This is a genomic window from Paenibacillus sp. FJAT-26967, assembly GCF_001541095.1.
GTDB lineage: Bacteria > Bacillota > Bacilli > Paenibacillales > NBRC-103111 > Paenibacillus_F.
On sequence record NZ_LMXH01000001.1, the window covers coordinates 1,703,882 to 1,730,184 of the forward strand.

At 48.1% G+C, this 26,303-nt stretch carries 24 protein-coding genes; all 24 read left to right on the plus strand.

What is annotated here, in order from left to right; translation table 11 throughout:
- Positions 1 to 2: 2 nt before the first annotated feature.
- The 24 genes from rbfA to AR333_RS07725 all read left to right on the plus strand — a co-directional run bounded on the left by rbfA (position 3) and on the right by AR333_RS07725 (position 26,277).
- Complete coding sequence (gene rbfA / locus AR333_RS07610) at positions 3 to 359, plus strand: 30S ribosome-binding factor RbfA (RefSeq protein WP_068774669.1); 357 nt, start codon at positions 3 to 5, stop codon at positions 357 to 359.
- The gene (locus AR333_RS07615; protein ID WP_068774670.1) at positions 356 to 1,360 is read left to right on the plus strand and encodes a bifunctional oligoribonuclease/PAP phosphatase NrnA; all 1,005 of its coding nucleotides are present in this window, start codon (positions 356 to 358) and stop codon (positions 1,358 to 1,360) included. Before rbfA ends, AR333_RS07615 begins: the two co-directional genes overlap by 4 nt.
- The gene (truB, locus tag AR333_RS07620) at positions 1,357 to 2,295 is read left to right on the plus strand and encodes a tRNA pseudouridine(55) synthase TruB (RefSeq protein WP_068774671.1); all 939 of its coding nucleotides are present in this window, start codon (positions 1,357 to 1,359) and stop codon (positions 2,293 to 2,295) included. Before AR333_RS07615 ends, truB begins: the two co-directional genes overlap by 4 nt.
- A 102-nt stretch (positions 2,296 to 2,397) precedes the next feature.
- Positions 2,398 to 3,342: a bifunctional riboflavin kinase/FAD synthetase gene (locus AR333_RS07625; protein ID WP_068774672.1), complete on the plus strand. Its 945-nt coding sequence runs from the start codon at positions 2,398 to 2,400 to the stop codon at positions 3,340 to 3,342.
- Positions 3,343 to 3,498: 156 nt separating this feature from the next.
- A complete protein-coding gene (rpsO, locus tag AR333_RS07630) occupies positions 3,499 to 3,768 on the plus strand; it encodes a 30S ribosomal protein S15 (RefSeq protein ID WP_068774673.1) in 270 nt (89 codons plus the stop codon).
- A gap of 260 nt (positions 3,769 to 4,028) precedes the next feature.
- Positions 4,029 to 6,134, plus strand: coding sequence for a polyribonucleotide nucleotidyltransferase (gene pnp, locus AR333_RS07635; RefSeq protein WP_068774674.1), 2,106 nt, complete (start codon positions 4,029 to 4,031; stop codon positions 6,132 to 6,134).
- 142 nt (positions 6,135 to 6,276) lie between these two features.
- Positions 6,277 to 7,329, plus strand: coding sequence for a polysaccharide deacetylase family protein (locus tag AR333_RS07640; RefSeq protein WP_068774675.1), 1,053 nt, complete (start codon positions 6,277 to 6,279; stop codon positions 7,327 to 7,329).
- A gap of 100 nt (positions 7,330 to 7,429) precedes the next feature.
- Entirely contained in the window at positions 7,430 to 8,686 is a 1,257-nt protein-coding gene (locus tag AR333_RS07645) for a pitrilysin family protein (RefSeq protein ID WP_068775164.1), read from the plus strand.
- Complete coding sequence (gene dut, locus AR333_RS07650) at positions 8,673 to 9,152, plus strand: dUTP diphosphatase (RefSeq protein WP_301336112.1); 480 nt, start codon at positions 8,673 to 8,675, stop codon at positions 9,150 to 9,152. Before AR333_RS07645 ends, dut begins: the two co-directional genes overlap by 14 nt.
- 342 nt (positions 9,153 to 9,494) lie before the next feature.
- Positions 9,495 to 10,394 carry a dipicolinate synthase subunit DpsA gene (gene dpsA, locus AR333_RS07655; protein WP_068774676.1) on the plus strand — a complete coding sequence of 300 codons (900 nt, stop codon included), beginning with the start codon at positions 9,495 to 9,497 and terminating at the stop codon, positions 10,392 to 10,394.
- Positions 10,391 to 10,987, plus strand: coding sequence for a dipicolinate synthase subunit B (locus AR333_RS07660; RefSeq protein WP_068774677.1), 597 nt, complete (start codon positions 10,391 to 10,393; stop codon positions 10,985 to 10,987). Before dpsA ends, AR333_RS07660 begins: the two co-directional genes overlap by 4 nt.
- 35 nt (positions 10,988 to 11,022) lie before the next feature.
- Positions 11,023 to 12,063 (plus strand): aspartate-semialdehyde dehydrogenase, encoded by a 1,041-nt coding sequence (locus AR333_RS07665; RefSeq protein ID WP_068774678.1) that lies wholly within the window; start codon positions 11,023 to 11,025, stop codon positions 12,061 to 12,063.
- An 87-nt stretch (positions 12,064 to 12,150) separates the two neighbouring features.
- The gene (gene dapG / locus AR333_RS07670) at positions 12,151 to 13,368 is read left to right on the plus strand and encodes an aspartate kinase (RefSeq protein WP_068774679.1); all 1,218 of its coding nucleotides are present in this window, start codon (positions 12,151 to 12,153) and stop codon (positions 13,366 to 13,368) included.
- Positions 13,369 to 13,389: 21 nt separating this feature from the next.
- On the plus strand, positions 13,390 to 14,256 hold the full coding sequence (dapA, locus tag AR333_RS07675) for a 4-hydroxy-tetrahydrodipicolinate synthase (protein ID WP_068774680.1): 867 nt from the start codon (positions 13,390 to 13,392) through the stop codon (positions 14,254 to 14,256).
- A 176-nt stretch (positions 14,257 to 14,432) separates the two neighbouring features.
- Positions 14,433 to 16,109 (plus strand): ribonuclease J, encoded by a 1,677-nt coding sequence (locus AR333_RS07680; RefSeq protein WP_068774681.1) that lies wholly within the window; start codon positions 14,433 to 14,435, stop codon positions 16,107 to 16,109.
- Between the two features lie 802 nt (positions 16,110 to 16,911).
- The gene (locus AR333_RS07685) at positions 16,912 to 17,607 is read left to right on the plus strand and encodes a ClpP family protease (protein ID WP_068775165.1); all 696 of its coding nucleotides are present in this window, start codon (positions 16,912 to 16,914) and stop codon (positions 17,605 to 17,607) included.
- Positions 17,604 to 17,834, plus strand: coding sequence for a YlzJ-like family protein (locus tag AR333_RS07690; RefSeq protein ID WP_068774682.1), 231 nt, complete (start codon positions 17,604 to 17,606; stop codon positions 17,832 to 17,834). Before AR333_RS07685 ends, AR333_RS07690 begins: the two co-directional genes overlap by 4 nt.
- 64 nt (positions 17,835 to 17,898) lie before the next feature.
- Positions 17,899 to 20,484 carry a DNA translocase FtsK gene (locus AR333_RS07695; protein ID WP_068774683.1) on the plus strand — a complete coding sequence of 862 codons (2,586 nt, stop codon included), beginning with the start codon at positions 17,899 to 17,901 and terminating at the stop codon, positions 20,482 to 20,484.
- A 128-nt stretch (positions 20,485 to 20,612) separates the two neighbouring features.
- Positions 20,613 to 21,392 carry a spore cortex-lytic enzyme gene (gene sleB / locus AR333_RS07700; protein WP_068774684.1) on the plus strand — a complete coding sequence of 260 codons (780 nt, stop codon included), beginning with the start codon at positions 20,613 to 20,615 and terminating at the stop codon, positions 21,390 to 21,392.
- A 131-nt stretch (positions 21,393 to 21,523) separates the two neighbouring features.
- The gene (locus AR333_RS07705) at positions 21,524 to 22,819 is read left to right on the plus strand and encodes a pitrilysin family protein (protein ID WP_068774685.1); all 1,296 of its coding nucleotides are present in this window, start codon (positions 21,524 to 21,526) and stop codon (positions 22,817 to 22,819) included.
- The gene (locus AR333_RS07710) at positions 22,816 to 24,102 is read left to right on the plus strand and encodes a pitrilysin family protein (protein ID WP_068774686.1); all 1,287 of its coding nucleotides are present in this window, start codon (positions 22,816 to 22,818) and stop codon (positions 24,100 to 24,102) included. Before AR333_RS07705 ends, AR333_RS07710 begins: the two co-directional genes overlap by 4 nt.
- The gene (fabG, locus tag AR333_RS07715; protein WP_068774687.1) at positions 24,099 to 24,854 is read left to right on the plus strand and encodes a 3-oxoacyl-ACP reductase FabG; all 756 of its coding nucleotides are present in this window, start codon (positions 24,099 to 24,101) and stop codon (positions 24,852 to 24,854) included. The genes AR333_RS07710 and fabG overlap by 4 nt, the downstream gene beginning before the upstream one ends.
- A 131-nt stretch (positions 24,855 to 24,985) precedes the next feature.
- Positions 24,986 to 25,237, plus strand: coding sequence for a DUF3243 domain-containing protein (locus AR333_RS07720; RefSeq protein ID WP_068774688.1), 252 nt, complete (start codon positions 24,986 to 24,988; stop codon positions 25,235 to 25,237).
- A gap of 275 nt (positions 25,238 to 25,512) precedes the next feature.
- Positions 25,513 to 26,277 carry a DUF3388 domain-containing protein gene (locus AR333_RS07725; protein WP_068774689.1) on the plus strand — a complete coding sequence of 255 codons (765 nt, stop codon included), beginning with the start codon at positions 25,513 to 25,515 and terminating at the stop codon, positions 26,275 to 26,277.
- Positions 26,278 to 26,303 lie beyond the last annotated feature (26 nt).

The window sequence follows — 26,303 nt, forward strand, 5'->3', positions numbered from 1 at the left end:
CTATGGCTAGAGTCCGCGTAGGACGAGTGGGCGAGCAAGTCAAAAAAGAGATCAGCCAAATTTTGCAGAGTGAAATTAAAGACCCGCGTATCGGTTTTCTGACTGTTACAGGTGTAGATGTTACGAACGATTTGTCGCAGGCAAAGGTATATCTGAGCGTACTGGGTACCGACGAGCAAAAGGAAGGTACACTGAAGGCGCTAGGAAGTGCCAGCGGTTATATTCGTTCCGAACTGGGCAAAAGAATCCGGCTTCGTAAAGTCCCGGAATTGATTTTCAAGTTCGACACATCCATTGATTACGGCAGCCGTATTGAGAATCTTCTCCATCAGCTTAATGATGGGAAGTCCGCTGAATGACGGCGGCTGCACCTGATTGTAACGGCAGTTATAATGAGCAGCTGGAGGCAGCCAAGCAATTCATCGAACAATATGATGACTTTCTGGTTGTTTCCCATGTTCAGCCCGATGGGGATGCAATTAGCTCTACACTCGCAATCGGATGGCTGCTTCACCGTCTTGGCAAGCGTTATACGCTTGCCAATGAAGGTGATATCCCGGCTAAATTTAGTCAGCTTTGGGGTTTTGAAGATATTCAAACACTGTCCCAATTGCCTGAGAATACACATTTTTCACATGTGATCAGTGTAGACTGTGCGGATTTCTCGCGAATCGGACAAGTTAGCCAGCGGTTCGCCGAATCGTTCAAACTGCTGAATATAGACCATCACGCCACCAATGACAGATATGGAAGCCGTGCGGTCATCCAGGCTCAAGCGGCGGCAACGGTTGAAATCATCTATGATTTAGCCAAACTTTTTCCATTTGAGGCTGATCTTGATTTCGGCACCTGTATATATACGGGACTGCTTACGGATACGGGTGGTTTCAGATATTCGAGCACAACTCCAAAAGTGATGAAAACAGCGGCGGATTTACTTGAGCTGGGCGTTAAAGGCTCATTGTTGGCTGAGGCCTATTTGGAAAGAATGACATTTGAGCAGATTCGTATTCTTCAGCGGGGTTTGTCCACATTAAACTTCCATAAGCAAGGTAAAATCAGCTCGATTTCCGTAAATACAGAAGATGTAGCCGAAATAGGCGCATCGAATGAAGATATGGATGGTCTGGTGAATTATGCCCGTAATGTGGAAGGGGTAGAAGTGGGTTTGTTGTTCAAACAGAGAGATGCTTCTACCGTTAAAGTCAGTTTCCGTTCGGCTGGCAATGTGGATGTAGCTAGAATTGCGCAAACCTTTGGAGGCGGAGGTCATGTCCGCGCCGCAGGCTGTACAATTAAAGGTACGTTGGAGGAAGCGATCCAGCTGGTTGTCGAGGAAGTAGGGAACAAACTATCATGACGTTAGAAGGAATACTTCCAATACTAAAGCCTAAGGGAATGACTTCCCATGATGTAGTAGCCAAAGCACGCCGTCACCTTGGTATCAAACGGATCGGACACACCGGCACGCTTGATCCTGAAGTGACCGGCGTGCTGCCGCTTTGTATCGGCCGGGCGACCCGTATGGTTGAGTACATTCAGGATTTGCCCAAAGAATATTTGGCTACAATGGTGTTCGGACTCGCAACGGATACGGAAGACATGAGCGGTACTGTTCTCGAAGAACAGGACTATGTTACTCTGGAGAAGGATCGTGTTCTGGAAGTGATCCATTCTTTTAGAGGTGAGATTTCTCAAGTCCCTCCTATGTATTCAGCCGTTAAGGTGGACGGCAAAAGACTGTATGAACTGGCACGATCAGGTGTTGAAGTGGAGCGCAAGGCGCGCCAAGTCACCATCTATGAAATCGAGCTCATGGAACTTGATCTTGAGAAGCGTCATCCGGAGATCCGCTTTCGTGTACTCTGCTCCAAAGGAACTTATATCCGTACCCTTTGTGTAGATATAGGGAAGGCACTCGGCGTACCGGCCGTTATGAAGGAACTGATTCGTTCTTCGTCAGGTAAGATCGGGCTGCAGGCGTGCGTTAAGCTGGAAGATCTTCCGCGGCTTCGCGAGGAAAATCAGCTGGATCGCCATATTATTTCGGCCGATCAAGCGGTTGATCATCTGCCTGCTGTAACCTTGAGCGAACAGTTCGCCGTCTTCGCACTGCAGGGACGTAAGGTCCGCATCTTCGAAGCACCATTGGTATCGCGCGGAGATCAAGGACTTGATACCCCTGCAGAAGATGGCGGGCTCTACCGGATATATGGGCCAAGCAGCCTGTTTATTGGTCTTTTTCAATGGAACGATAATGAACGGCTTCTTGTTCCCGTTAAAGTTTTTTCATAAACTCTTAAACCAGACTGCTGCTTCTCGATTCATTTTCAAGATAAGCAGGGATAACAGAGCAAGCATATAGCGGTTCAAGGAATAGTAGGTGAACTCGTACTCATGCAAACGATACATTTGTCCTATCCGATTCAGAATGCTGAAATTCTGCCTTTTGCCGGCAGGAAGGTAATCGCAATCGGTGATTTTGACGGTGTGCATTTGGGTCATCGGGAAGTAATCGGCCGTGCTGTCGAGAATGCAAGAAGGCTTGGTGTTCCTGCGGCTATTATGACCTTTGATCCTCACCCGCGTGAGCTGCTTGGTCAGGACAAGTACTCACGGCTGCTTTCACCCACGTCTTATAAGCTAGAAGTATTTGAAAAGCTTGGTGTAGACTGTACTTATGTCCTCCGGTTTGATAAAGCGCTTATGCAGGCTTCTCCTCAACAGTTTGTAGACCGGGTGCTGGCCGCACTCGGCGTTGAGATGGTCGTTGTCGGTTTCGACTTCACTTTCGGCTACAAAGGTCAAGGAACGCCGGACACGTTATGTGAACTGGGTCAAGGCCGCTTCGCTGTTGAAGTTGTGCGTCCATTCCGGATGAACGGGGTCAAAGTAAGCTCCACAGCCATTCGTGAGGCCCTGCTGGAGGGCAGACCTCCCGCTGCGACCGAGCTGCTGGGTCGCAGCTACGGTGTGCGCGGTGTTGTCGTCTCGGGAGATAAGCGGGGCAGACAGCTGGGTTTTCCGACAGCCAATATGGATTTGACGGAAAACTTCGTTATTCCCGCGGCGGGTGTCTACGCCGTGCAGGTGCTGCTGAATGACAGCTGGTACCAAGGCGTTATGAACATCGGAACGAAGCCGACATTTCATAGCGGTAAAGTACTCAGCCTGGAGGCGCATCTGCTTGATTTTGATGCCGATATTTATGGCAGCACTATCTTTGTTGAATTTATCGATTACCTGCGTCCTGAGCGTAAATTCAACGGTATGGATGAGCTCATTACACAGCTCAAACGTGACGTGGATACCGCACGGATTAAGTTGAAGCAGATAGAGTAGGACATGGCATTTACTTCTGCCATCCACTTATGCTATACTGGTTTACGTTGCTTCGGTAATTGCCGATTTGCAGCGATAACGAACCTTGGCGTGGAGCCGCGCTTCACCGACGCTCTCTAGGCCATAGGCGATTATATGAAATTGGAGGTGTTTTTGATGGCATTAACTCAAGAACGCAAACAGGAAATTATTCAAACACACAAGACGCATGAAAGTGACACAGGATCTCCTGAAGTACAGGTAGCTATCCTGACGGAGAACATCGTAAACCTTACGAGCCACTTCCGTACACACAAGAAAGATCACCACTCCCGTCGCGGACTTCTTAAAATGGTTGGTCAGCGCCGCAGCTTGCTGGCATACCTGAAGAAGAAAGATGTTAAACGTTACAGTGCTTTGATCGAAAAGCTTGGACTGCGTAGATAATATTTACAATCAATAAGCAACCCCTGCTGTTCTCTGTGGTGGGCTCGGAGCCGAGCTTCCGCAGCGGCTACGGGTTGCTTTTTGTGTATTTTTTAAATTGCTGAAAAGAAGGAAATACTATACATACGCAGAATTACTAGGAGATGCGGAAGCCAGTTAGAAATCCGTTCATCCTTGCGTTTTCCCATAGAGAACCATTTTGCGCGGTGTAGTTTGTTGTTTCCGCGTTTCATTTAGAGATATCCACTAGGAGGTTGAGTATGGAAAAACGTGTGCAAATGGATTTTGCCGGACGTCCATTGATTCTTGAGACGGGCCGACTTGCCAAACAAGCCAACGGAGCAGTTCTTGCTCGTTACGGCGAAACAGTAGTGCTCTGCACCGTGACTGCTTCCAGCGAGCCTAAAGATCTTGATTTTTTTCCGCTGACAGTCAATTATGAAGAGCGTTTATATGCAGTAGGTAAAATACCTGGGGGCTTTATCAAAAGAGAAGGACGTCCCAGCGAAAAGGCGATTTTGTCCAGCCGCTTGACGGACCGCCCGATTCGTCCGCTTTTCCCGGAAGGATTCCGTAATGATGTTCAGATCGTAGCAATGGTCATGAGCGTAGACCAGGAATGCCCTCCGGAAATCACCGCTATGATCGGTGTGTCGGCTGCATTGTCGATTTCAAATGTACCTTTCAGCGGCCCGGTTGGCGGTGTCATTGTTGGCCGTATTGACGGCAAGTTCATCGTTAACCCGACGCCGGCACAGGACGAGCTTAGCGATATCAACCTGGTCGTAGCCGGAACCAAAGATGCAATCATGATGGTAGAAGCTGGCGCGGATGAAGTGCCGGAAGATGTCATGCTCGAAGCCATCATGTTCGGTCACGAGGAGATCAAGAAAGTCATTGTTCTTCAAGAAGAGCTTGTAGAGCAAGCGGGCGTACCGAAGATGGAAGTGAAACTGCATACAGTAGATGCAGAGATCAATAAGTCCGTTCGTGAGTATGCGGAGGCTCGTCTCGTTGAAGCGATTAAAGTACAAGAGAAGCATGCGCGCCAGGAAGCGATTGATGCCGTAAACGCGGATGCGATCGAACACTTTACCCCGCTTCTGTCTGAAACTCCGGAGAAGCTTAAAGACGTGAAAGAAGTGCTGCACGATATCGTAAAAGATGAAGTGCGCCGTCTGATTACTCACGACAAAGTTAGACCTGACGGACGTGCCCTTGAAGAAATTCGTCCGATTGATTGCGACATCAATCTGCTGCCTCGTACTCACGGCACAGGATTGTTCACGCGTGGACAGACACAAGCACTCAGCGTATGTACACTAGGCGCCCTCGGCGATGTTCAAATTCTCGACGGTCTGGACCTCGTAGAAACAAAGCGCTTCATGCACCATTATAATTTCCCGCCGTTCAGCGTAGGTGAAGCAAGACCGCTTCGCGCACCGGGACGTCGTGAAATCGGACATGGCGCTTTAGGTGAGCGCGCGCTTTCGTATGTAATTCCGAGTGAAGCTGATTTCCCTTACACCATCCGTCTCGTATCGGAAGTATTGGAATCCAACGGTTCGAGCTCGCAAGCAAGTATCTGTGCTTCCACGCTGGCCATGATGGATGCGGGTGTTCCGATTAAGGCTCCTGTTTCCGGTATAGCAATGGGTCTTATCAAAGACGGGGATCACTTCTCGATTTTGACGGATATCCAGGGCATGGAAGATCACCTGGGCGATATGGACTTCAAAGTTGCAGGAACTGCAAAAGGCGTAACCGCCCTGCAAATGGATATTAAAATCGACGGGATTAACCGCGATATCCTTAAGCAAGCGCTGGAGCAAGCCAAAGAAGGCCGTATGACGATCATGAACAAGATGCTGAGCCGCATTTCGGAACCTAAGAAAGAGCTATCCGCATATGCACCGAAGATCGTGGTCATGCAGATTAATCCGGATAAAATCCGTGATGTCATCGGAGCGGGCGGTAAAATTATTAACAAGATTATCGAAGAAACAGGCGTTAAGATCGACATTGAGCAGGATGGTAAAGTATTCATCGCTTCCTCGAATGCCGAAATGAACGAGCGCGCGAAACAAATCATCGAAGGTATCGTTCGTGATGTGGTAGTAGGCGAAACTTACCTCGGTACAGTTAAACGCGTAGAGAAATTTGGTGCTTTCGTTGAAGTGCTACCGGGCAAAGAAGGATTGGTTCATATTTCCCAGCTTTCCACTGAACGTGTAGCCAAAGTAGAGGATGTTGTCAAAATCGGAGATACGATTACGGTTAAAGTGACCGAGATTGATGGACAAGGCCGCGTTAATCTTTCCCGTAAAGCAACACTTGTTACTAACGAAGTTCCTGCACAATCTTAGAGAACATCATACAATTTACCTACAAAGAGCCAGATTTTTCTGTCTCTTTTTTGCATGCAAGGAAATAATCACACGGCGAAAGTCATAACCTTGTCCCGTTATGCATAAACTCAGACATAATCCGTACAGAGGAGTCTGGGTGATGCAAAAAAAGAAGCTACTCCTGCTTGGCTTGGTGGCAATAGGTCATGTTTGGCTTTTGCAAAGTGAGAGTATTCACGTATTTGTGCAGAACGTACAGCAGGGAAAGCCGAATTTTCAAATTCCGGAAAGCCGAGCCTACAACGGTACCAAGTTCACTTTGTCAGGGGAAGATTCAAGTAAGGAAGAAGACGAACTCATGAAACAGATCCGGGAAGAAGCCAAAAAGTTATACGTACCGCCGGTGGATGCCAAAGTGGATCGGATCTGGAAAGCCATCCCAGGGTACAACGGACTTGAGGTAGATATTGACCGGACTTATGAAGCGGCCCGTAAACAGAGAGGTTCGGCCCCGCTTCCTTTTCTAATGAAGCAAGTCGCACCAGAAGTCCATTTGGATCAACTTGGTGCAGAACCAATTTACAAGGGAAATCCAGCCAAGCCTATGGTCTCCTTTATGATCAATGTCGCTTGGGGCGACGAATTTATACCGGGTATTCTCGAATCCCTGAGAAAAGAAAATGTTAAAGCGACTTTCTTCTTTGACGGGAGCTGGCTTAAAAAGAATGTGGAGCTGGCAAAAGTAATTCAAGCTGAAGGACACGAACTATCTAACCATGCCTATTCACACAAAAATATGAGTACGCTCAGCCGCTCGAAAGCTTATGAAGAAATAGTAAAGACGGAAGAACTTTTGAAGCATGAGCTTGGGGTGACGAATACTCTTTTTGCGCCTCCATCCGGTGATTTTGACAAAGAAACGGTTAAAATCGCGGCGGAATTGAAGTTGAAGACGGTACTCTGGACGCTGGATACAGTGGATTGGAAAAATCCAGGAGCACCGGCAATCTTGGCAAAGGTGCGCAAAAATATAGAACCGGGTACACTCATTTTGATGCACCCTACTGCTTCTTCTCGTGCAGCTATGCCTGAAATGATCCGGATTATTAAGGGGAAAGGCTTGCAGCTCGGCACGGTAAGCCAGACGATATCGCCCGAGCGCCTGTCCGAACAGAGCAAACCTGAAACGGACAGCCGATCAAATACAGATTAGTTGAGTCAAAGGCTCATTTTTGTTAGAATCAGTTATAAACTTCATGAGGTCCTCACTTACCGGACCTGATTTGTGTGTACTAACGAGGAGGAACTGCTTGGTGAACAAAACCCATTTAAAAAACGGTCTTAGAGTAGTAACCGAAAGCATTCCCACTTGCCGCTCCGTTGCGATAGGAATCTGGGTCAAAACCGGCTCCCGCAACGAAACGGAACAAAGCAATGGGATTTCGCATTTTATCGAACATATGCTTTTTAAAGGCACTGAGCGTTATTCAGCCAAAGAAATCGCGGAAGTATTCGATGGTATCGGAGGGAATGTGAATGCATTCACATCCAAAGAATATACGTGCTATTATGCTAAAGTGCTCGACGATCACCTCAGTATTGCCGTAGATATTCTCTCGGATATGTTCTTTAATTCTGTTTTCAACGAGAAAGAAATGGAGAAAGAAAAGAACGTTATCTTCGAAGAGATTTCGATGTACGAAGATACGCCGGATGACCTCGTTCACGATCTTGTAGCCAAAGCCGCTTACGGGAATCATCCGCTGGGTTATACGATTCTTGGTACGCAGGATCACTTATCCGGTATGAAGCCGCAGGATCTCCGTGATTATATGAAAGCCTGCTATACGATTGAAAATACAGTAATCGCCGTCGCAGGAAACATTGATGCAAGTGTCTATGATCTGCTTGAGAAGCACTTCGGCGCTTTCGCCAACTCAGGTGCTCCGGCTGCCCAAGAAGAGCCGGCATTTATGAGCGAGCGTGTTTTTCAGTCCAAGCAGACAGAACAGAATCATATTTGTCTATCTCTACCCGGCTTATCGCTTCGGGAAGATAACCTGTACCCGATGGTGCTGCTGAATAATGCAATAGGCGGCGGCATGAGCTCGAGATTATTCCAGGAAATCCGGGAAAAACGCGGTCTGGCTTATTCGGTTTATTCGTACCACTCTTCTCATATCGATAACGGGGTATTTACGATATATACCGGAACTGCGCCAAAACAAACCGAAGAAGTACTGAAAGTCACCCTGGAACTGCTCAATGAAATTGCTGAGAAGGGCATGACGGAAGCGGAGCTTCGAAAAGGAAAAGAACAGTTGAAGGGAAGTCTGATTCTGAGCCTTGAGAGCACCAGCAGCCGGATGAACCGGATCGGTAAAAACGAGTTAATGACAGGAAGACACTACACACTTGATGAAATGATCAATCGCATTGAGAGCGTAGAGATGGAACATATTCATGATCTGACCCGCAAGCTTTTCGCCAAGCCGTTTGCTGTAGCAATGGTCGGCAGCCGCGATGAAGCTTTGCAGTCTTTAAGAGGTGACGAACTTGTCGGCAAATAACGCATACGAAGTTAGAATAAAGCGCATGCCGGGCAGCGACAATCTTCCGCTGCCCGAGAGAATGTCCGCCGCCGCGGCGGGTTTCGATCTGCATGCGGCGAATACTCAGCCCGTCGTTCTTGCGCCCGGTGAACGGGCGCTCGTACCGACCGGGTTCGCGCTGGCGATGCCTGTAGAGCTTGAAGCCCAGATACGTCCGCGCAGCGGACTGGCTTACAAGCACGGCATCACCACGCTGAATTCGCCGGGCACGATCGATGCGGATTATCGCGGCGAAGTAAAAGTGCTCCTGATCAATCATGGTCAGGAGGCGTTCACCATCCGGCGCGGGGAGCGGATCGCGCAGATGGTATTCCAGCTCGTGCCTTCTGTCCGTCTGGCAGAAGTGGACGAGCTGGATGACACGTCCCGGGGCAGCGGAGGATTCGGTCATACCGGCCTGGCCGCGAGCGGCCAAAGCCAGTAGTGAGCGTCACCGCTTTATTGACTATACGGTAGAATGAACCACGTTCCAGAACGCTGTCTGTTTTCTGTACCGGCATGCTGGAAGATACATTGCAGCACATAAGCAAGCCCTGATTCAGCGGATTTCGCCGAATCAGGGCTTTTTCTGTCCAGTGACAAGAGACATTTATTTGTTAACTCACAATTTGCTGCGTGAACTCGGTCTACAGCCGCTTTAGACCAAAAGGTATTATGAGGGGGGGAGTCTAACTAGGAAAACGGCCGTCGGGTTAGTCACCCTTCCTTAGGCATCGGCATACGATATTTTACAGAAACGGATGCAGATAAGGGGGTACAGAGCAGGATGCTCACCGGAGCCGAAATTATCATTATTGGTGGAGATGCACGCCAGCTTGAAGTTGTTCAGAAGCTGGTCGAACTTGATGCGTCGGTTACATTGATCGGGTTTGATAATCTGCAGAAACCATTTACGGGAGCTGCAATGGGAACTCTCACGTCAGAAGCCCTTCAATGTGCAGATGCGCTCGTTCTTCCGGTTATAGGCACCGACGACCAGGGTCGTGTTGAATCGGTCTTTTCAAGTTCAGAAATGATCTTAACCGGAGAATTGCTCTCAGCGCTGCCAAAACACGCCGTGATCTATACAGGTATGGCAAAACCTTATTTGAAGGATTTGTGCGACTCCCAAGGTCTACGACTAGTCGAACTGCTGCAGCGAGATGACGTTGCGATATATAATTCGATTCCTACAGCCGAAGGTGCTTTGATGATCGCGATTCAGAACACCGATATTACGATACACGGTTCTCAATCCATGGTTCTCGGATTCGGCAGAACCGGGTTTACGATGGCAAGATCATTACAGGGACTAGGCGCAAAAGTGAAGGTCGGAGTCCGTAAACCAGAGCATTTCGCAAGGGCATTGGAGATGGGCTTCACGCCTTTCTACACCAGGGATTTGTATCAGGAAGTGGGGAATATTGACTTGCTTTTTAACACAATTCCGACTATGATAGTCACAGCGCAAATAATAACAAATATCCCGCATCGTGCCGTTATAATCGACCTCGCTTCTAAGCCTGGCGGAACCGATTTCCGCTTCGCCGAGAAAAGAGGAGTTAAGGCGATGCTTGCTCCTGGTCTACCTGGAATCGTTGCACCGAAAACAGCTGGTCGGATTTTGGCGAATACGCTAAGTCAGTTGATGGTGGAAGAATTCAGGGACAGGAGTGATGAAGATTGAACTGGCATGGGTTAACGGTAGGTTTTGCGCTGACAGGCTCACACTGCACATTAGAAGAGATCATGCCGCAGATTCAAAGATTCGTAGATGTCGGCGCCAAAGTCGTGCCCATCGTATCCCAGTCGGTGTTGACTACGGATACAAGATTCGGCAAAGCGGCAGATTGGCAGAAGCAGCTCATCGATATGACGGGCAGTAATCTCATTACGACCATTGTAGACGCGGAGCCGCTAGGACCTTCGAAGAAGCTCGATGTGATGTTGATTGCGCCATGTACAGGCAATACAACAAGCAAGCTTGCGAATGCAATGACCGAAAGTCCCGTGTTGATGGCCGCCAAGGCACAGATGCGCAACCAGCGGCCGCTTGTTCTGGCCATTTCTACTAATGACGGTCTTGGACTCAATTCGATGAATATTGCGAAACTATTAATTACGAAGAACATTTATTTTGTGCCGTTCGGACAGGATGCGCCTGAAGCTAAGCCGAATTCGCTCGTAGCTAGAATGGATTTGACTCTCGAAACATGCGAGGCGGCTCTCCAGGGAAAGCAGCTGCAACCGATGATCATTGAGCGGTTCCTTTATACTTAAACATAGATTACTCGTACAAATGGGGAGAGAACGATATGTCGAATCAGAAAAAGTTTAATGTTGCAGTAGTTGGCGCGACCGGCGCAGTCGGTGAACAAATTATCCGTTTGCTGGAAACACGTGATTTTCCGATCAATGAGTTGAAGCTTCTTTCTTCTCCTCGTTCAGCAGGAACTAAGATTAAATTCAAAGATAAAGAAGTTACCGTCGAAGCGGCAACAGCTCAAAGCTTCGACGGTGTAGATATCGCTTTATTCAGCGCGGGCGGCGATGTGAGCAAGGAGCTTGCTCCTCTCGCTGCTGCCGGCGGTACGGTATGTATCGACAATACGAGTGCATTCCGTATGGATCCTAACACTCCGCTGGTTGTTCCGGAAGTTAATATTGATGCTATCCAAGAGCATAAAGGCATCATTGCGAATCCTAACTGCTCTACGATTCAAATGGTTGCAGCGCTCAAACCGCTTTATGACCGTTACGGCATCTCCAAAATCATCGTTTCTACATATCAAGCCGTATCCGGATCAGGCAGCAAGGCAATTGATGAGATGCTGCGCCAGTCTCGTGAAGTATTAGCCGGGAATCCGGTCAACCCGGATATTTTGCCGGTGGGATCATTGCCGGTTAAACATCAGATTGCTTTCAATGCGATCCCTCAGATCGATAAATTCCTCGATAATGGATTTACGAATGAAGAAATGAAAATGATCAATGAAACAAAGAAAATCATGCAGGACGAATCCATCCAAGTTACAGCTACATGCGTTCGGATTCCGGTTGTATACGGACATTCCGAATCCGTCTATGTGGAACTTAAAGAAGACTTCGAGATGGAAGAAGTTCTTAGACTTATAGCGGATGCGCCGGGTATCGTTCTTCAGGATAACCCGCAAGAACAGCAATACCCGCTGGCAACTGATGCTGCAGGCAAGCTTGAAACATTTGTGGGCCGTGTTCGCCGTGATCTGAACAACACGCGTGCACTTAACATGTGGATCGTATCCGACAACCTTCTTAAAGGTGCGGCTTGGAATGCCGTTCAGATTGCTGAACATATCGCTCAAGAACAGAAGTAAGTGAACGAAGGCATCTTTTCAAAATTTTTATTCCTTGGCACAGCATGAATAACAACTAGACAAAGCGAATAGGAACGGGGGAAGGACATGCGTATTCGTGTTCAAAAATTTGGTGGAACTTCCCTGTCCACACCTGAAGCAAGACAGCACGTGTTGGCACATATTCAAGATGCTCGTAATGAAGATTGCCGGTTGGTTGTCGTTGTTTCAGCAATGGGCCGGCAGGGCGAGCCTTATGCGACTGACACTCTGCTGGGATTAATCCGGCAGAATGGAGATACACTTCCCGCAAGGGAAAAAGATTTGCTGATGTGCTGCGGAGAATGGATCTCCGCAGCCAATTTGTGCAGCATGCTTCAAGCTGCGGGCATTTCTTCCGTTGTACTTACCGGAGGGCAGGCGGGGATAGAAACCAATGCCGCATATGGGAATGCCCAGATCGTTTCGGTACAGCCCAAACGTATTGTGGAGCACCTGGAACGCAGTGAGGTCGTAATCGTCGCCGGCTTCCAGGGACAGACAGCCGATCATGAATTTACGACGCTTGGCAGAGGCGGCAGCGACACATCCGCTACTGCACTTGGTGCGGCCCTTAAAGCGGAGGTTGTCGATATTTTTACCGATGTCAATGGTATTCTGACGGCGGATCCGCGGATTGTAGAAGACGCCAAGCCTTTGTCGCGCGTCAGTTATATTGAAATTTGCAATATGGCTCATAATGGGGCCAAAGTGATTCATCCGCGGGCAGTGGAAGTTGCCATGCAGGCCAATGTACCTATCCGGGTACGTTCGACTTTTTCCAAAGAAGAAGGAACGCTGGTTACGAATCCGGAATCCTTGTATGCGTCTGAGAAGAAAGTGGAGGACCGTCATGTGACAGGAATTGCGCATTTCGGACAAATCACACAAATTCAGGTGCCTGCAGTCGAAGGCCAGTATGATTTGCAGCTGCAAGTCTTCAAAACCATGGCCCAGCACTCCATTAGTGTGGATTTTATTAACGTTAATCCTTCGGGGGTTGTTTATACCGTATTTGATCATGTTGCGGATCGGGCACTCGAGCTCCTTCGCGGTTTAGGTTTTAAACCCACTTTACTGAGTGGATGCGCTAAAGTCTCTGTGATTGGCGGCGGAATGAACGGTGTGCCGGGAGTCATGGCTCGGATCGTAGAGTCGCTTACACAGCAGAACATTCGTATCCTGCAATCGGCTGATTCGAATACCACCATATGGATTCTCGTTCAAGGAGAAGACATGGTTGGCGCTGTACGGGCACTGCACAATTCTTTTAATTTGCATAAGTAGTCAATGTAGGGGGCGGAAGTTGTGGATTTCGGCAGAGTAATTACAGCGATGGTAACTCCATTTAATGATCAACTTGAAATAGATTGGACACGTGTGGAACCGCTGGTCGACTATCTTATTAATGAGCAGAAAAGTGACGGAATAGTTGTATGCGGAACAACGGGCGAATCGCCTACGCTTACGGAAAATGAGAAGCTGAAGCTGATTGCTGCAGTCGCTAAACATGCCCAAGGTCGCTGTAAAATCATTGCGGGTACAGGAAGCAACAGCACAGCTCATACCATAGAGTTTTCAAAAGAAGTGGTTAAACAAGGCGGTATTGATGCCCTATTGCTCGTCGCTCCTTACTATAACAAGCCCACTCAGGAAGGCTTGTATCAGCATTTCAAGACGGTTACTGAAGCGGTACAGTTCCCGGTTATCCTGTACAACGTTCCAGGACGTACCGGCGTTAATATTGATGCGGATACGACAATCCGCTTATCACAGATCCCGAATATTGTCGCGACCAAAGATTGCGCGGACACGAATCAATTGTCCCGTATAGTGTTTGGAGCGGCAGAGGGCTTTACGGTATACAGCGGTGAGGACAGTATGACACTGCCTGCGGTTGCTGTAGGCTGTCACGGGATTATCAGTGTAGCGAGCCATGTCGTCGGCAAGGAAATGCAGGAACTGATTGCAGCCTACACCTCGGGTAATATCAAACGAGCAGCGGAAATTAACGCCGAACTGCTTCCAGTACTGACCGGCATGTTCTGTGCCCCAAGTCCTGCTCCGGTTAAATACGCGCTTAAACTAAAGGGTTTTGATGCCGGTGGAGTACGTTTGCCGCTGGTACAATTAAATGATGAAGACGAGAAGTTTGTCGCCTCTCTTATCAAGTAATACAACCATAAAAAACCGGTGCCACGGGGCATCGGTTTTATTATTTTGGGAGACAATACATTTCACATACGAGCGAACTTGTAATCGGGTAGTTCTTTCCTGTATAATGGTGGCAAGTGACTGGTTCGGTTTCATTATAAAAATCGTCGTCAAAACAACTCGAGGAGGTAAGTTTGTTGTCTAAGAAAAATAACGATAAAGTTCTGATTTTTGCCCTCGGCGGCGTGGGTGAAATCGGTAAAAATATGTATGTGGTGCAGTATGCGAATGATATTGTGGTGGTCGATAGCGGTTTGAAGTTCCCAGAGGAAGATATGCTAGGAATCGACATTGTGATCCCGGATATCAATTATCTGCTGGAAAACAAAGACAAAGTTCGCGGCATTTTGTTAACCCATGGTCATGAAGACCATATCGGCGGACTCCCTTATGTACTGAGACATCTGAATGTGCCGGTATACGGCACTAAGCTGACACTTGGACTAGTGGAGAACAAGCTGAGGGAAGCCAATTTGCTCGGGGAAACCAAGCGGATTTTGATCAATGCGGATTCAGAGCTTAATTTGGGAACGATTACAGCTACGTTCTTCAGAACCAACCACAGTATTCCAGATTCCGTGGGGATTGCACTTGAAACTCCCGAGGGCGTCGTAGTGCACACCGGAGACTTTAAATTCGACCAGACACCGGTTAATGATCAGTATGCTGATCTTCACCGGATGGCCGAAATCGGTCAGAAAGGCGTCCTTGCCCTTCTTTCCGACAGTACGAATGCCGAGAAACCAGGGTTTACCGGCTCTGAGAAAAGCGTAGGCGTTACCATCGAGGAAGTATTCCGTAAAGCGAAGCAGCGTGTCGTTATTGCGACTTTTGCATCTAACATTCACCGTGTTCAGCAGGTTATTGACGCGGCTGAAGCGACTCGCCGTAAAGTAACGGTAATTGGCCGTAGTATGGTTAATGTGGTTTCCATCGCATCAGAGCTTGGATACCTGCGAGTTCCGGACGGAATGCTGATAGAGCCCGAGGAAGTAAATCGCATGGCTGCCGACCGCGTAGTTGTTCTTTGTACGGGAAGCCAGGGAGAGCCGATGTCTGCTCTAACCCGTATGGCCCGCTCGACTCACCGCAAAGTAGATATTCTGCCCGGTGATACAGTAATTATTGCGGCCACTCCTATTCCAGGCAATGAGCGCTATGTAGGTCGCACGGTAGATGAACTGTTCCGCCTTGGAGCTGATGTCATCTACGGACCAGGATCCAAAACGGGTGTTCACGTATCTGGACACGGCAGTCAGGAAGAGTTGAAATTGATGCTCAACCTGATGAAGCCTAAATATTTTATTCCGATTCACGGTGAGTACCGTATGCTTCGTTTACACGGACAACTAGCCGAATCGGTCGGCGTTGCTCAAGAAGATATCTTTATCTTGGACAATGGAGACACAGTTGAAATTCAAGGCGGAGTGGCTCGCAAGGGAGCGAGAGTACAAGCAGGTAATATTCTGATCGACGGACTTGGTGTTGGTGACGTAGGAAACATCGTCTTGCGTGATCGTAAACTGCTTTCCCAGGACGGCATTCTGGTCGTCGTGGTAACACTCAGCAAGCAGGATGGGACCATTCTATCCGGTCCGGACATTATTTCCCGCGGATTTGTATATGTCCGCGAATCCGAAGGTTTACTTGATGAAGCGAACCGTATTGTGACGAGTACGCTTAACAAATTAATGAATGATAACGTAAATGAATGGGCCTCACTGAAAACACATGTGAAGGACGCACTTGGACGATTTTTATATGAACAAACCAGAAGAAGACCAATGATTCTTCCAATCATCATGGAAGTCTAGTCTCTCAAAGCTAGTCACTTAACCCAAAACCCAACAAGCTCTCTCCTTAATTGGAGAGGGCTTTTTTAATGTTTTTTTCTCCGGTAAAAAGAAATGGATTCTAAAAAAATGAATAAATTGGTGCTTCTAAAGCCTACACTAAGATGGATTACGACTAGGAGGAATGGGCATGGGTTATGGAAATCAGCGCGACGGTCAGCCTTATGGAGCAGGTTACCGGGCAGAAAGACAAGGCAGCAACCCAAACAGGACAGATAGGAATCCGGTGCGAAATTCACTTCATTCCGATCCGTATTCAAATGGCGGCCAAACTTATAGAGCTAATACGGGAAACTTGGTAAACGGGCTGAACAACACAAATCCCGCTTCTTACTCGAGTGGTGCAATCTATCACTCAAATTCCGGTTCAGGTAATGAAGGGCGGAGTCAGGATTACGGTTCAACGGATAATTTAACGTACGATCCACGAAATAGTTCCGGAGGCCTTGCAGCGTTTTCTCCTAATACATTAATCCCGGGCAATTCCGTTAACAGGACGATGCTGAATGGGAATGGTGGCGGCAGCTTGATCAGCCAGCCGAACTCTACTGTTAATGGAAATGCTCAAGCTCAGAGTTTTACCGAAGAGGAGCATGCCTACATGGGCTTAGGATACACACCTAACATGAACACTCGTGCACCTGTGCATCAGAGCGGATCTTCTTATGCAGCTTCGGTTGTGAACCGCGTTTCGGATGGATCGGTTCCTTATCGGAAGGAATCATTTTCAAATGCTGAACCTCCTCCCAAATCGGAAGAGCAAATCACGGAAGAGCAAAAAAAGCTTGCAGTTGTGGAGACTATACAGCAGCTTGGACAAACGAGTACCCCTGCCGGTGAGTCAAATATTTTCTGCATGACGATTATCGGGCAGGTTGAAGGACATATTGTGCTTCCTCCACAGAATAAAACGACCAAGTATGAGCATTTGATCCCGCAGCTGGTTGCCGCTGAGCAGAATCCCAAAATTGAAGGCATTCTTGTTATCTTAAATACGGTCGGCGGGGATGTGGAGGCTGGACTTGCTATTGCAGAAATGCTTGCGACGATATCTAAGCCGACTGTAACGCTTGTCCTTGGAGGGGGCCATAGTATAGGAGTTCCGATAGCGGTCAGCTCCAATAAATCCTTTATTGCGGAAACAGCAACCATGACGATTCACCCGATACGTCTGACAGGGCTTGTCATCGGTGTATTGCAAACGTTCGAATATTTGGAGAAGATGCAGGAACGTGTGACTCGATTTGTTATCAAGCATTCACGAATATCGGAAGAACAGTTTAAAGAACTGATGTTTAAAACGGGAGAACTAACAAGAGATATAGGAACAACCGTAATCGGTTCCGATGCTGTAAAGTATGGCTTGATCGATGAGGTTGGCGGGATCGGACAGGCTATTGCCGAGTTAAACCGCCGGATTGAAGAGCGAAAGGCTTCCAAAGGAGGAGCAAAGGCATGACGCACTATTCGATAGTGCCGGAAGAGCTGGTATACGAAGGATGGGAGGATAACAAGCCTGCTTTTCGCGATATTGAAGTAGGGGGTGTGCTTATGCAGGTGGAGCCGGTAGAGGAAGGCCGTGTCCGCATTATCCGCCTTTACAGCCCCGATCCCAGCCATTATCTGAACCCGGGTCTGGCACCCGGAAATGTGCTGGAGAGCAAGCCTGCTTTCCCTTTCGTGTAGGAACTGCCGCCCGTATTCCGCCTCCCGAAACTATGGTATAATGACATATCGGAGGTGGAATAGAGTGGCAAAACGCCGTAAAAAAAGTAAGACGATTAAAGCAAATTTGATGTACGAGCTGTATGGTATTTTGATTCTGATTTTCTCGGTGATTGCACTGGCACGGGAAGGCCATGTTGGACGTGCTTTTCATTATGTCTGCCGCTTTTTCATAGGTACGTGGGACTTTCTGATCCCGCTGGTCTGTATATACATAGCTCTTCATGTTATGGTAAAGCGTTCATGGCCCTCACGATGGACAACCCGCAAAACAGGGGTGTTGTTAATTGTGGCGGGTCTTCTTGTCATGAATCATATCCGTCTATTCTCGCAGCTGTTTCCTAATAAAGACTATACAGCCTCATCTGTCCTTACCCTGACTTGGGAAGCGCTTAAGCAGGGCTTACAGCCTGCAGGCGGGAACATACTCGTTAACGATGTTGGCGGCGGCATGATCGGGGCGGTGATTTATAGCCTGCTCTATTTCTTATTTGATGAGGTGGGTGCAAGTCTCGTACAAATCGCATTGTTTGCAATTGGATTGATTCTTATTACAAATTTGTCTTATGTCGATTTCGTGCAAAAAGTACGGGCGCGTTTCAAACGTTTTTTTACTTTGCTGGGTAAAAAGCTGGAAGTTTGGCAGAAAGAGCGCAGAGCGGCTGCGAGAGAAAACAGCAGATCGGTCTCAGCTTCCGGCTCCAAAAGTAAAGGGAAGGTCAGCAGGGAAGCAGAGATTCCTTACGATGATGAGTTTGATGAAGAAACGTATCGTCCCGAATCCAAACGCAAGAAACCGAGGTTCCTTCAGCTTCTCAAGCAGCCTAAGGAGGAAACGGAAGGGTATGGATACGAAGATGATCAAGACATCCCTGTAAACGGTGCGGCTGCATCACCGCAAACTGCCGAGCAGGTGCTTTACAAGGCTGATGCAGGCAGTATGGATCAAGATGAGAATACAGCACTTGCTCAAGATAGAGAATTTTCGACGGTGTTCCGCGATTTCCAAGAGCAGGTACAGCGAGAAGAAAAGGTGATTCCATCCGTTTCTTCTGCTGTGCCCGCGGCGGCAGGTGCTTCAGCCGCTTCTCCAGCGGCCGGTAGCAATACGGCTGCGTCAATAGAAGAGGGTCCAGAGGAACCGTTAGACTTAAATGTCGGTGCGAGCGCCACACCGCCTGTACTGCCTCCGTACGATCTGCCTTCTTTAACGCTATTGTCCAAGCCTGCAGCGGGCAAGGGGTCCGAGATGGCCGATTATAAGTCGAACGCCCGTAAGCTGGAAGCTACGCTGGAAAGCTTCGGAGTGAGAGCCAAAGTGCTTGAAGTTGTACGCGGTCCTGCTGTTACCCGATATGAAATCCAGCCTGATGTGGGTGTGAAGGTCAGCCGTATCGTCAGTTTGACTGACGATATTGCGCTTGCTCTGGCCGCAAAAGATATAAGGATGGAGGCGCCGATCCCGGGCAAATCTGCAATAGGGATTGAAGTGCCGAATTCCGAGGTGTCCATCGTGACGATGAGGGAAGTGATGGAGACGTCAGCTTTTCAGGAGGCCAGTTCCCGGTTATCCGTTACTCTGGGCCGAGATATCTCCGGACAACCGATTGTCGGTAATCTCGCCAAAATGCCTCACTTGCTGGTAGCCGGAGCGACCGGTTCCGGTAAGTCGGTATGTATTAACGGCATCATCACAAGTATTCTGTATAAAGCCAAACCGAACGAAGTGAAATTTCTGATGGTGGATCCCAAAATGGTTGAGCTTAATGTCTACAATGGTATTCCCCATTTGATGGCTCCCGTTGTTACAGACCCTCGCAGAGCTTCGCTTGCACTCAAGAAGGTCGTGGTCGAAATGGAAAAACGGTATGAATTGTTTTCCAAAAGCGGGACACGAAATATAGAAGGGTATAACGCTATGCTCATCGAGCATGGCACCGAAGCGCCTCTTCCTTACATTGTCGTCATTGTAGATGAGTTAGCCGATCTTATGATGGTAGCCGCCAATGATGTGGAAGATGCCATTTGCCGGTTAGCCCAGATGGCCCGGGCGGCGGGAATTCACTTGATTATTGCAACGCAGCGGCCGTCTGTCGATGTCATTACAGGTGTTATCAAGGCCAATATTCCATCGCGTATTGCGTTCGGAGTCTCGTCACAAGTCGATTCCCGTACAATTCTCGACATGGTAGGAGCGGAGAAACTGCTGGGCCGGGGAGATATGCTGTACTTGCCTGTAGGGGCTTCCAAGCCTGTGCGTGTGCAGGGAGCTTTTCTGTCCGACCAAGAGGTGGAGACGGTTGTTAACTTCGTAAGAACGCAGCAGGAAGCGAATTATTCGGAAGAAATGGTGCCTCAGATCGAAGAGCAGCCGGAATCCCAGGACGAATTCGGCGACGAATTGTATGAACAGGCCGTTCAAATTGTCATCGATGCCAAGCAGGCATCCGCATCCCTGCTCCAGCGTCGTATGCGGATCGGTTACGCCCGGGCGGGAAGGCTAATCGATTCCATGGAATCTAATGGTATTGTCGGTCCTCACGAAGGAAGTAAGCCGCGCGAAGTTCTTATATCCCAGGAACAACACCAGCACAACCGGATATCATCCTGATCACTATGCGAATTGGAAAGCTCTGCCTGACCACAGGCAGGGCTTTCTTCTGTGTATAGAACGTTTCCTCCTTTCTCATAATAATCACTAACAGTCAGTCATCATGAGAGAAAGGTTGATTATGGAGCATGAATAAACGATTGATCTTGATTACCGTATGCGTGATGCTTACCTTGTTTGCAGGCTTTCAGGTTAAACAGCATGTAACGTCCGAGGAGACGTTCAGCAAGAACAACATCAAATACGGAGCTAAGGGCTCCGACGTGTATGAACTGCAAGGGCGACTTAAATTTCTCGGATTCTATACGGGGAAGGTAGATGGAGATTACGGCTGGAGAACGCTTCGCTCTGTGAAGTGGTTCCAAGGCGATTTTGGATTAAAGGTTGACGGGCACGTCGGACCCAAAACAAAGCTGAAACTGTGGGAAGCCACGAAAAGCTGGAAACCTGCCGCACCGGAAACTGGTCAAGCCAACCAAGCCAAACCTGAGTCCGGGGGACAAGGCGCAGCTTCATCCAGCGCCAATTTGACTCCGACCAGTCACAAAGGTTTCTCGAAAGCGGATCTGGACTTGATGGCAAATGCCGTATACGGCGAAGCCCGTGGTGAGCCTTACATTGGTCAAATTGCCGTAGCGGCGGTTATTTTAAACCGGGTTGACTCCGCCAGCTTCCCTAATACCGTTTCGGGCGTTATATTCCAGCCGGGTGCTTTTACAGCTGTAGACGACGGACAAATTTGGCTCAAACCGAACGAAACGGCACGTAAAGCAGTCAGAGACGCGATTAATGGAATGGACCCTACCGGCGGCTGTGAATATTACTTCAATCCGGAAACGGCGACATCCAAATGGATTTGGTCGAGACCGCAGGTGAAAACAATCGGCAAGCATATTTTCTGTAAATAATGGCTGTAAAATTAAATAGCACTATGGGGGAAGTGACCGTTGGGTTGCTTCTTCTGTTTACCCGGCAATATAATGGTTATAGCCGGATGGATGCCCGAATAAGGTAGACCAATGAAGGTTGCGAAGGGAGAATGCCAGCATTGAGAAAACCACAATTTGAGCGCAGTACCCTTAATCAGATACGTTTGCATGTGCTGCCGACAGACCGATATAAAACATTTGCGATTTCTGCTTACATAGGCCGGCCGCTTTCCGAAGAAGAGGTGACGCCGACTGCGCTGGTTCCGTTTGTACTGAGACGAGGAACTGATCGTTATCCGGACACCAGACAATTCCGGGAGCGTCTGGATGATCTGTACGGAGCTGGATTCGGTTTCGATATTTACAAGAGGGGCGATTACCAGATCGTCCAATTTCGCATGGACATCATTAATGACCGGTTCGTATCTTCGGATGAACCACTTCTTGAACAGGCACTTCATTTCCTCGGTGAAGTTATAACGAAGCCTGTTACGGAGGGAGATGCACTGCTCCCTAAATATGTCGATGCTGAGAAAGAGACGCTTCACAAAAGAATTGAATCGATCGTTAATGATAAAATTCGTTACGCTGCTGAGCGATGTATCGCCGAAATGTGCAAGGATGAACCGTACAGGCTGCATCCCTTAGGACAATTGGACGAAATTGCAGATATCTCGCCTGAATCTCTGTATACCCACTTCCAGAACTGGCTTGCCGAAGCTCCTATTGATCTGTATGTTGTAGGCAATACGACGCTTGCTGAAGTGGAAGCGATGGTTAAGAACTCGTTCCGTCTGGACCGGGAAACTAATCCTAGCTACCGTCGCAGCACTCCTGTCAGAAGAAGCGGGGACACGAATGTGGTCGTGGAGAAGCTCCCGGTCAGCCAAGGTAAGCTGAATATGGGTCTTCGCACGTCGATAACCTACGGGGATGACGCCTATGCAGCAGCGCTTATGTATAACGGTATTCTCGGCGGTTACCCGCACTCCAAACTGTTTCTTAATGTGCGTGAAAGGGCGAGTCTTGCTTACTACGCTTCATCCCGGCTTGATGGACACAAGGGAATTCTGACGATTCAATCAGGAATTGAAGTTCAGAATTACGAGCAGGCCGTCACCATTATTCGCAAACAACTGGAAGATATGAAGGCGGGAGTTATTAGCGATATTGAGCTTAGCCAGACCCGGGCAATGATCTCAAATCAGCTCCGCGAAATTGATGACTCTGCATTCGAGCAGATCGCTTTTGACTTCAACGCAGTACTTTCCGGACGCGAGCGTTCGGTTCAAGGTTTAATTGACGAAATTAACCGTGTAGATATTTCGGAGATTCAGCAGGCAGCTGTTGGGGTTTTCCTGGACACCATTTATTTTCTGCGGGATGAAAAGGAGGAAGCGAAGTGAACATCATTCCCTATCCCCATTTAAATGAAACCATTTATGAAGAAAAGCTCCCGAACGGTCTTCACGTGTATGTCCTGCCCAAAGAAGGTTTTCAAAAAACCTATGCAACATTTTCAACTCGCTATGGTTCGATTGATAATCATTTTCAGGTAGAAGGCGGTCCCGAAATACGAGTGCCGGACGGCATTGCTCATTTCCTGGAGCATAAAATGTTTGAGGAGCCCACGGGTGATATTTTCGCTACCTTTGCTTCGCGCGGAGCTTCGGCGAACGCTTTTACCAGCTTTGAAAGAACCGTTTACCTTTTCTCCGCAACAGAGAGCATCTATGAGAACATAACGACCTTGATCGATTTTGTTCAGAACCCTTATTTTACAGAGGAAAATGTAGAAAAGGAAAAAGGGATTATCGGTCAGGAAATCAATATGTACCGCGACAATCCGGATTGGCGGGCCTATTACGGGCTGATTGAAGCTTTGTACAGCAAGCATCCGGTGCGGATAGATATTGCGGGGACAATCGAATCCATCTCTCAAATTACGAAGGATACCTTGTATGATTGCTACCACACGTTCTACCATCCCAGCAATATGACCGTGTTCATAGCAGGAGGAGTAGAGGCCGAGGAAGTAATTGAGCATATTAAAAAAAACCAAGCGTCCAAAACATTTGAACCCCAGGGTGAAATTCACCGGTATTTTGAGAGTGAACCGGAAGCTGTATTCCAAGAACGCAAAGAGACAATACTGCCTGTTTCTTTGCCTAAGTGCTTGTTCGGGTTTAAAGAAAAGGCGCTCAATGAGGAAGGGCAAGCGATCCTCAGACGCGAGCTTACTACGAAGCTGGTCCTGGAAGTTGTTCTGGGTGCGAGCTCGCCGATCTATCAGAAACTGTATAATGAAGGCTTGATATCGGACAGCTTCAGTCATGAGTATAACTCATCACCTGAGTATGCCTTCTCCGCAATGGGCGGCGATACGAAAGATCCCGATTTGCTTCTTGCGCGGATCAAGGAAGAGCTGAGCCGGATCAAAGAAGAAGGATTGAACGAGGAATCATTCGAAAGAAGCCGCCGGAAGAAGATAGGCGGATTCCTCCGCATGCTTAATTCGCCTGAAGCCATTACGAATGAATTTACCCGATACTTGTTCAAAGGTGCGGATATGTTTAACATCCTTCAGACGTATGAATCCATAACGAAAGAAGAAGCGGAGCAGCGGCTGCGCGAACATTTGGATTGGAGCCGCTTCGCCGTATCGATCGTCCGGAGCGAGCGGTCTTGAGTGCGGTAAGGCCGTTCACCCGGCAGACTGTATTAGTTACGGGAGGCAGTCGCGGCATTGGAGCCGCGATTGCCCAGCGCTTCGCTACACTCGGATTGAACGTGGTCATTCATTACTTGCATTCGCATGAATCAGCCAATGAGGTAGCCCGCCGCTGTATGAATCACGGGGCTAAAGTGATGACAGTGAGTGCGGACCTTAGGTCCCGGGAACAAATCGAAGCTATGCGCGATAAATTAGAGGCTCGGGGCTTTATGCCCGATGTGCTTGTCAATAATGCTGGAATATCCCATTATGGCCTCTTATCGGACGTTACGGATGAAGATTGGGACGAAGTTATGGCTGTGAACCTCAAAGGCACATTCCTGTGCAGCCAGGTGTTTATGGAACGGATGATCCGGCAGAAATACGGCCGGATCATTAACGTGTCTTCCATATGGGGAATTTCCGGGGCATCCTGCGAAGTACTTTATTCCACCGCCAAAGGCGGGGTTAATTCCTTTACAAAAGCGCTGGCCAAAGAGCTGGCCCCATCGGGCATAACGGTTAATGCGGTTGCACCTGGAGCCGTGGATACGGATATGATGTCAGGCTTCGATGCAGCTGACAAAGAAGCGATTGCGAGCGAAATTCCAGCCGGACGCTTTGCGGCCCCTGATGAAATCGCATCGCTCGTATACTTCCTGGCTCTGCCCGAGTCAGGCTATATCAATGGCCAGATCATCAGTCCCAATGGCGGCTGGCTTACCTGATCTGATCCCTGCTTTTTAAAAATCCCATTTCCCTGATTTCCCTAAGCCGGCGGGCGTACCTTCCGAATATTTGATTGTCAGGATGCAGATATTACAGATGCACGTCTTGATCAATTAAAGGAGGTAAGCCCATGTCTACTGTACTGACCGTATTCGATAAGTGGAAAGAGTTTCTTGCACAGCGTGTGGATCAGGCTGAGAAAGTCGGTCTGGATGATGAGAAAATCTCCAAGCTTGCTTACCAGATCGGTGAGTTTCTTGCAGATAAAGTAGATCCGGAGAACGGCGAGGAGCGCGTGCTCAAAGAGCTCTGGGATGCAGGCGATGAAAGTGAGCGCAAAGTTATGGCGCGTTTAATGGTCAAATTGGTCAATAAAGAGTAGAATAGATGAATGGATATAAAAGAGCCCCCTTTGATGCGGGGCTTTTCCATGCCTTGCGATAGCCGGATATGAAGTGCGCCGCATCGGTCGCGAAGACAGCTGGTTTTGATTCAAGAAGGAGCCAGAGGGGTATAGAAACCTGTTCCATCCTTCAGGTACAATTTGGTTGGGAAAAAAGCTGTTCCTACAAATAAAGTGGCAGGACTTTGTCAAACGTTGTAGAATTATTATCTCGGAATGTTAAAATTCGTACCATGTAAAAGAGGTGTTTGTTGTTGGAAGTCAAAGAATGGTACATGGAATACCGAATACATAAGAACCGCCCGGGTCTGCTGGGGGACATCGCTTCACTGATGGGTATGCTCGATATTAACATTGTCACGATTAACGGTGTTGAAGACCGGACACGGGGCATGCTTCTGCAAACGAATGATGATGAGAAAATTGAATTAATGGGTAAAATGTTGAAAAAAGTGGATAATATCACAATAACCGCTTTTCGTACTCCCAAATTAGTTGATATTCTTGCCGTCAGGCATGGAAGATATATCGAAAGGGATTCAGATGACCGTAAAACCTTCCGGTTTACCCGAGATGAACTCGGTTTACTTGTTGATTTTCTCGGAGAAGTTTTTAAACGCGAAGGCAATCAGGTGATCGGTCTCAGGGGAATGCCTCGTGTAGGCAAAACAGAGTCTATTATTGCGGGGAGCGTCTGCTCCAATAAACGCTGGTCTTTTGTCTCATCGACTTTGTTAAGACAGACCGTAAGAAGCCAGATGTCCGAAGATGAAATGTCGAATAATAACGTATTTATTATCGATGGGATCGTATCTACCATCCGCTCTAACGAGAAGCATTTTGCCTTGCTGCAGGAAATTATGGCGATGCCTTCTACCAAAGTTATTGAACATCCCGATATCTTTATCAAAGAATCCCATTACACGTACAACGATTTCAACTATATCATTGAGCTTAGAAACAATCCGGATGAGGAAATCAATTATGACAGTTTTACTTATAATACGGAACCCTTTTAAGGTTTCATTCGTCTACTGAAAAGACG

Bases quoted from the DNA above. Each gene is read 5' to 3' on its own strand.
- rpsO (WP_068774673.1), top strand. From the start codon at position 3,499: ATGGCATTAACTCAAGAACGCAAACAGGAAATTATTCAAACACACAAG.
- dapG (WP_068774679.1), top strand. From the start codon at position 12,151: ATGCGTATTCGTGTTCAAAAATTTGGTGGAACTTCCCTGTCCACACCT.
- AR333_RS07690 (WP_068774682.1), top strand. From the start codon at position 17,604: ATGACGCACTATTCGATAGTGCCGGAAGAGCTGGTATACGAAGGATGG.
- rbfA (WP_068774669.1), top strand. From the start codon at position 3: ATGGCTAGAGTCCGCGTAGGACGAGTGGGCGAGCAAGTCAAAAAAGAG.
- AR333_RS07625 (WP_068774672.1), top strand. From the start codon at position 2,398: ATGCAAACGATACATTTGTCCTATCCGATTCAGAATGCTGAAATTCTG.
- pnp (WP_068774674.1), top strand. From the start codon at position 4,029: ATGGAAAAACGTGTGCAAATGGATTTTGCCGGACGTCCATTGATTCTT.
- AR333_RS07640 (WP_068774675.1), top strand. From the start codon at position 6,277: ATGCAAAAAAAGAAGCTACTCCTGCTTGGCTTGGTGGCAATAGGTCAT.
- AR333_RS07615 (WP_068774670.1), top strand. From the start codon at position 356: ATGACGGCGGCTGCACCTGATTGTAACGGCAGTTATAATGAGCAGCTG.
- sleB (WP_068774684.1), top strand. From the start codon at position 20,613: ATGAATAAACGATTGATCTTGATTACCGTATGCGTGATGCTTACCTTG.
- AR333_RS07720 (WP_068774688.1), top strand. From the start codon at position 24,986: ATGTCTACTGTACTGACCGTATTCGATAAGTGGAAAGAGTTTCTTGCA.
- truB (WP_068774671.1), top strand. From the start codon at position 1,357: ATGACGTTAGAAGGAATACTTCCAATACTAAAGCCTAAGGGAATGACT.
- AR333_RS07665 (WP_068774678.1), top strand. From the start codon at position 11,023: ATGTCGAATCAGAAAAAGTTTAATGTTGCAGTAGTTGGCGCGACCGGC.
- dpsA (WP_068774676.1), top strand. From the start codon at position 9,495: ATGCTCACCGGAGCCGAAATTATCATTATTGGTGGAGATGCACGCCAG.
- AR333_RS07705 (WP_068774685.1), top strand. From the start codon at position 21,524: ATGCCAGCATTGAGAAAACCACAATTTGAGCGCAGTACCCTTAATCAG.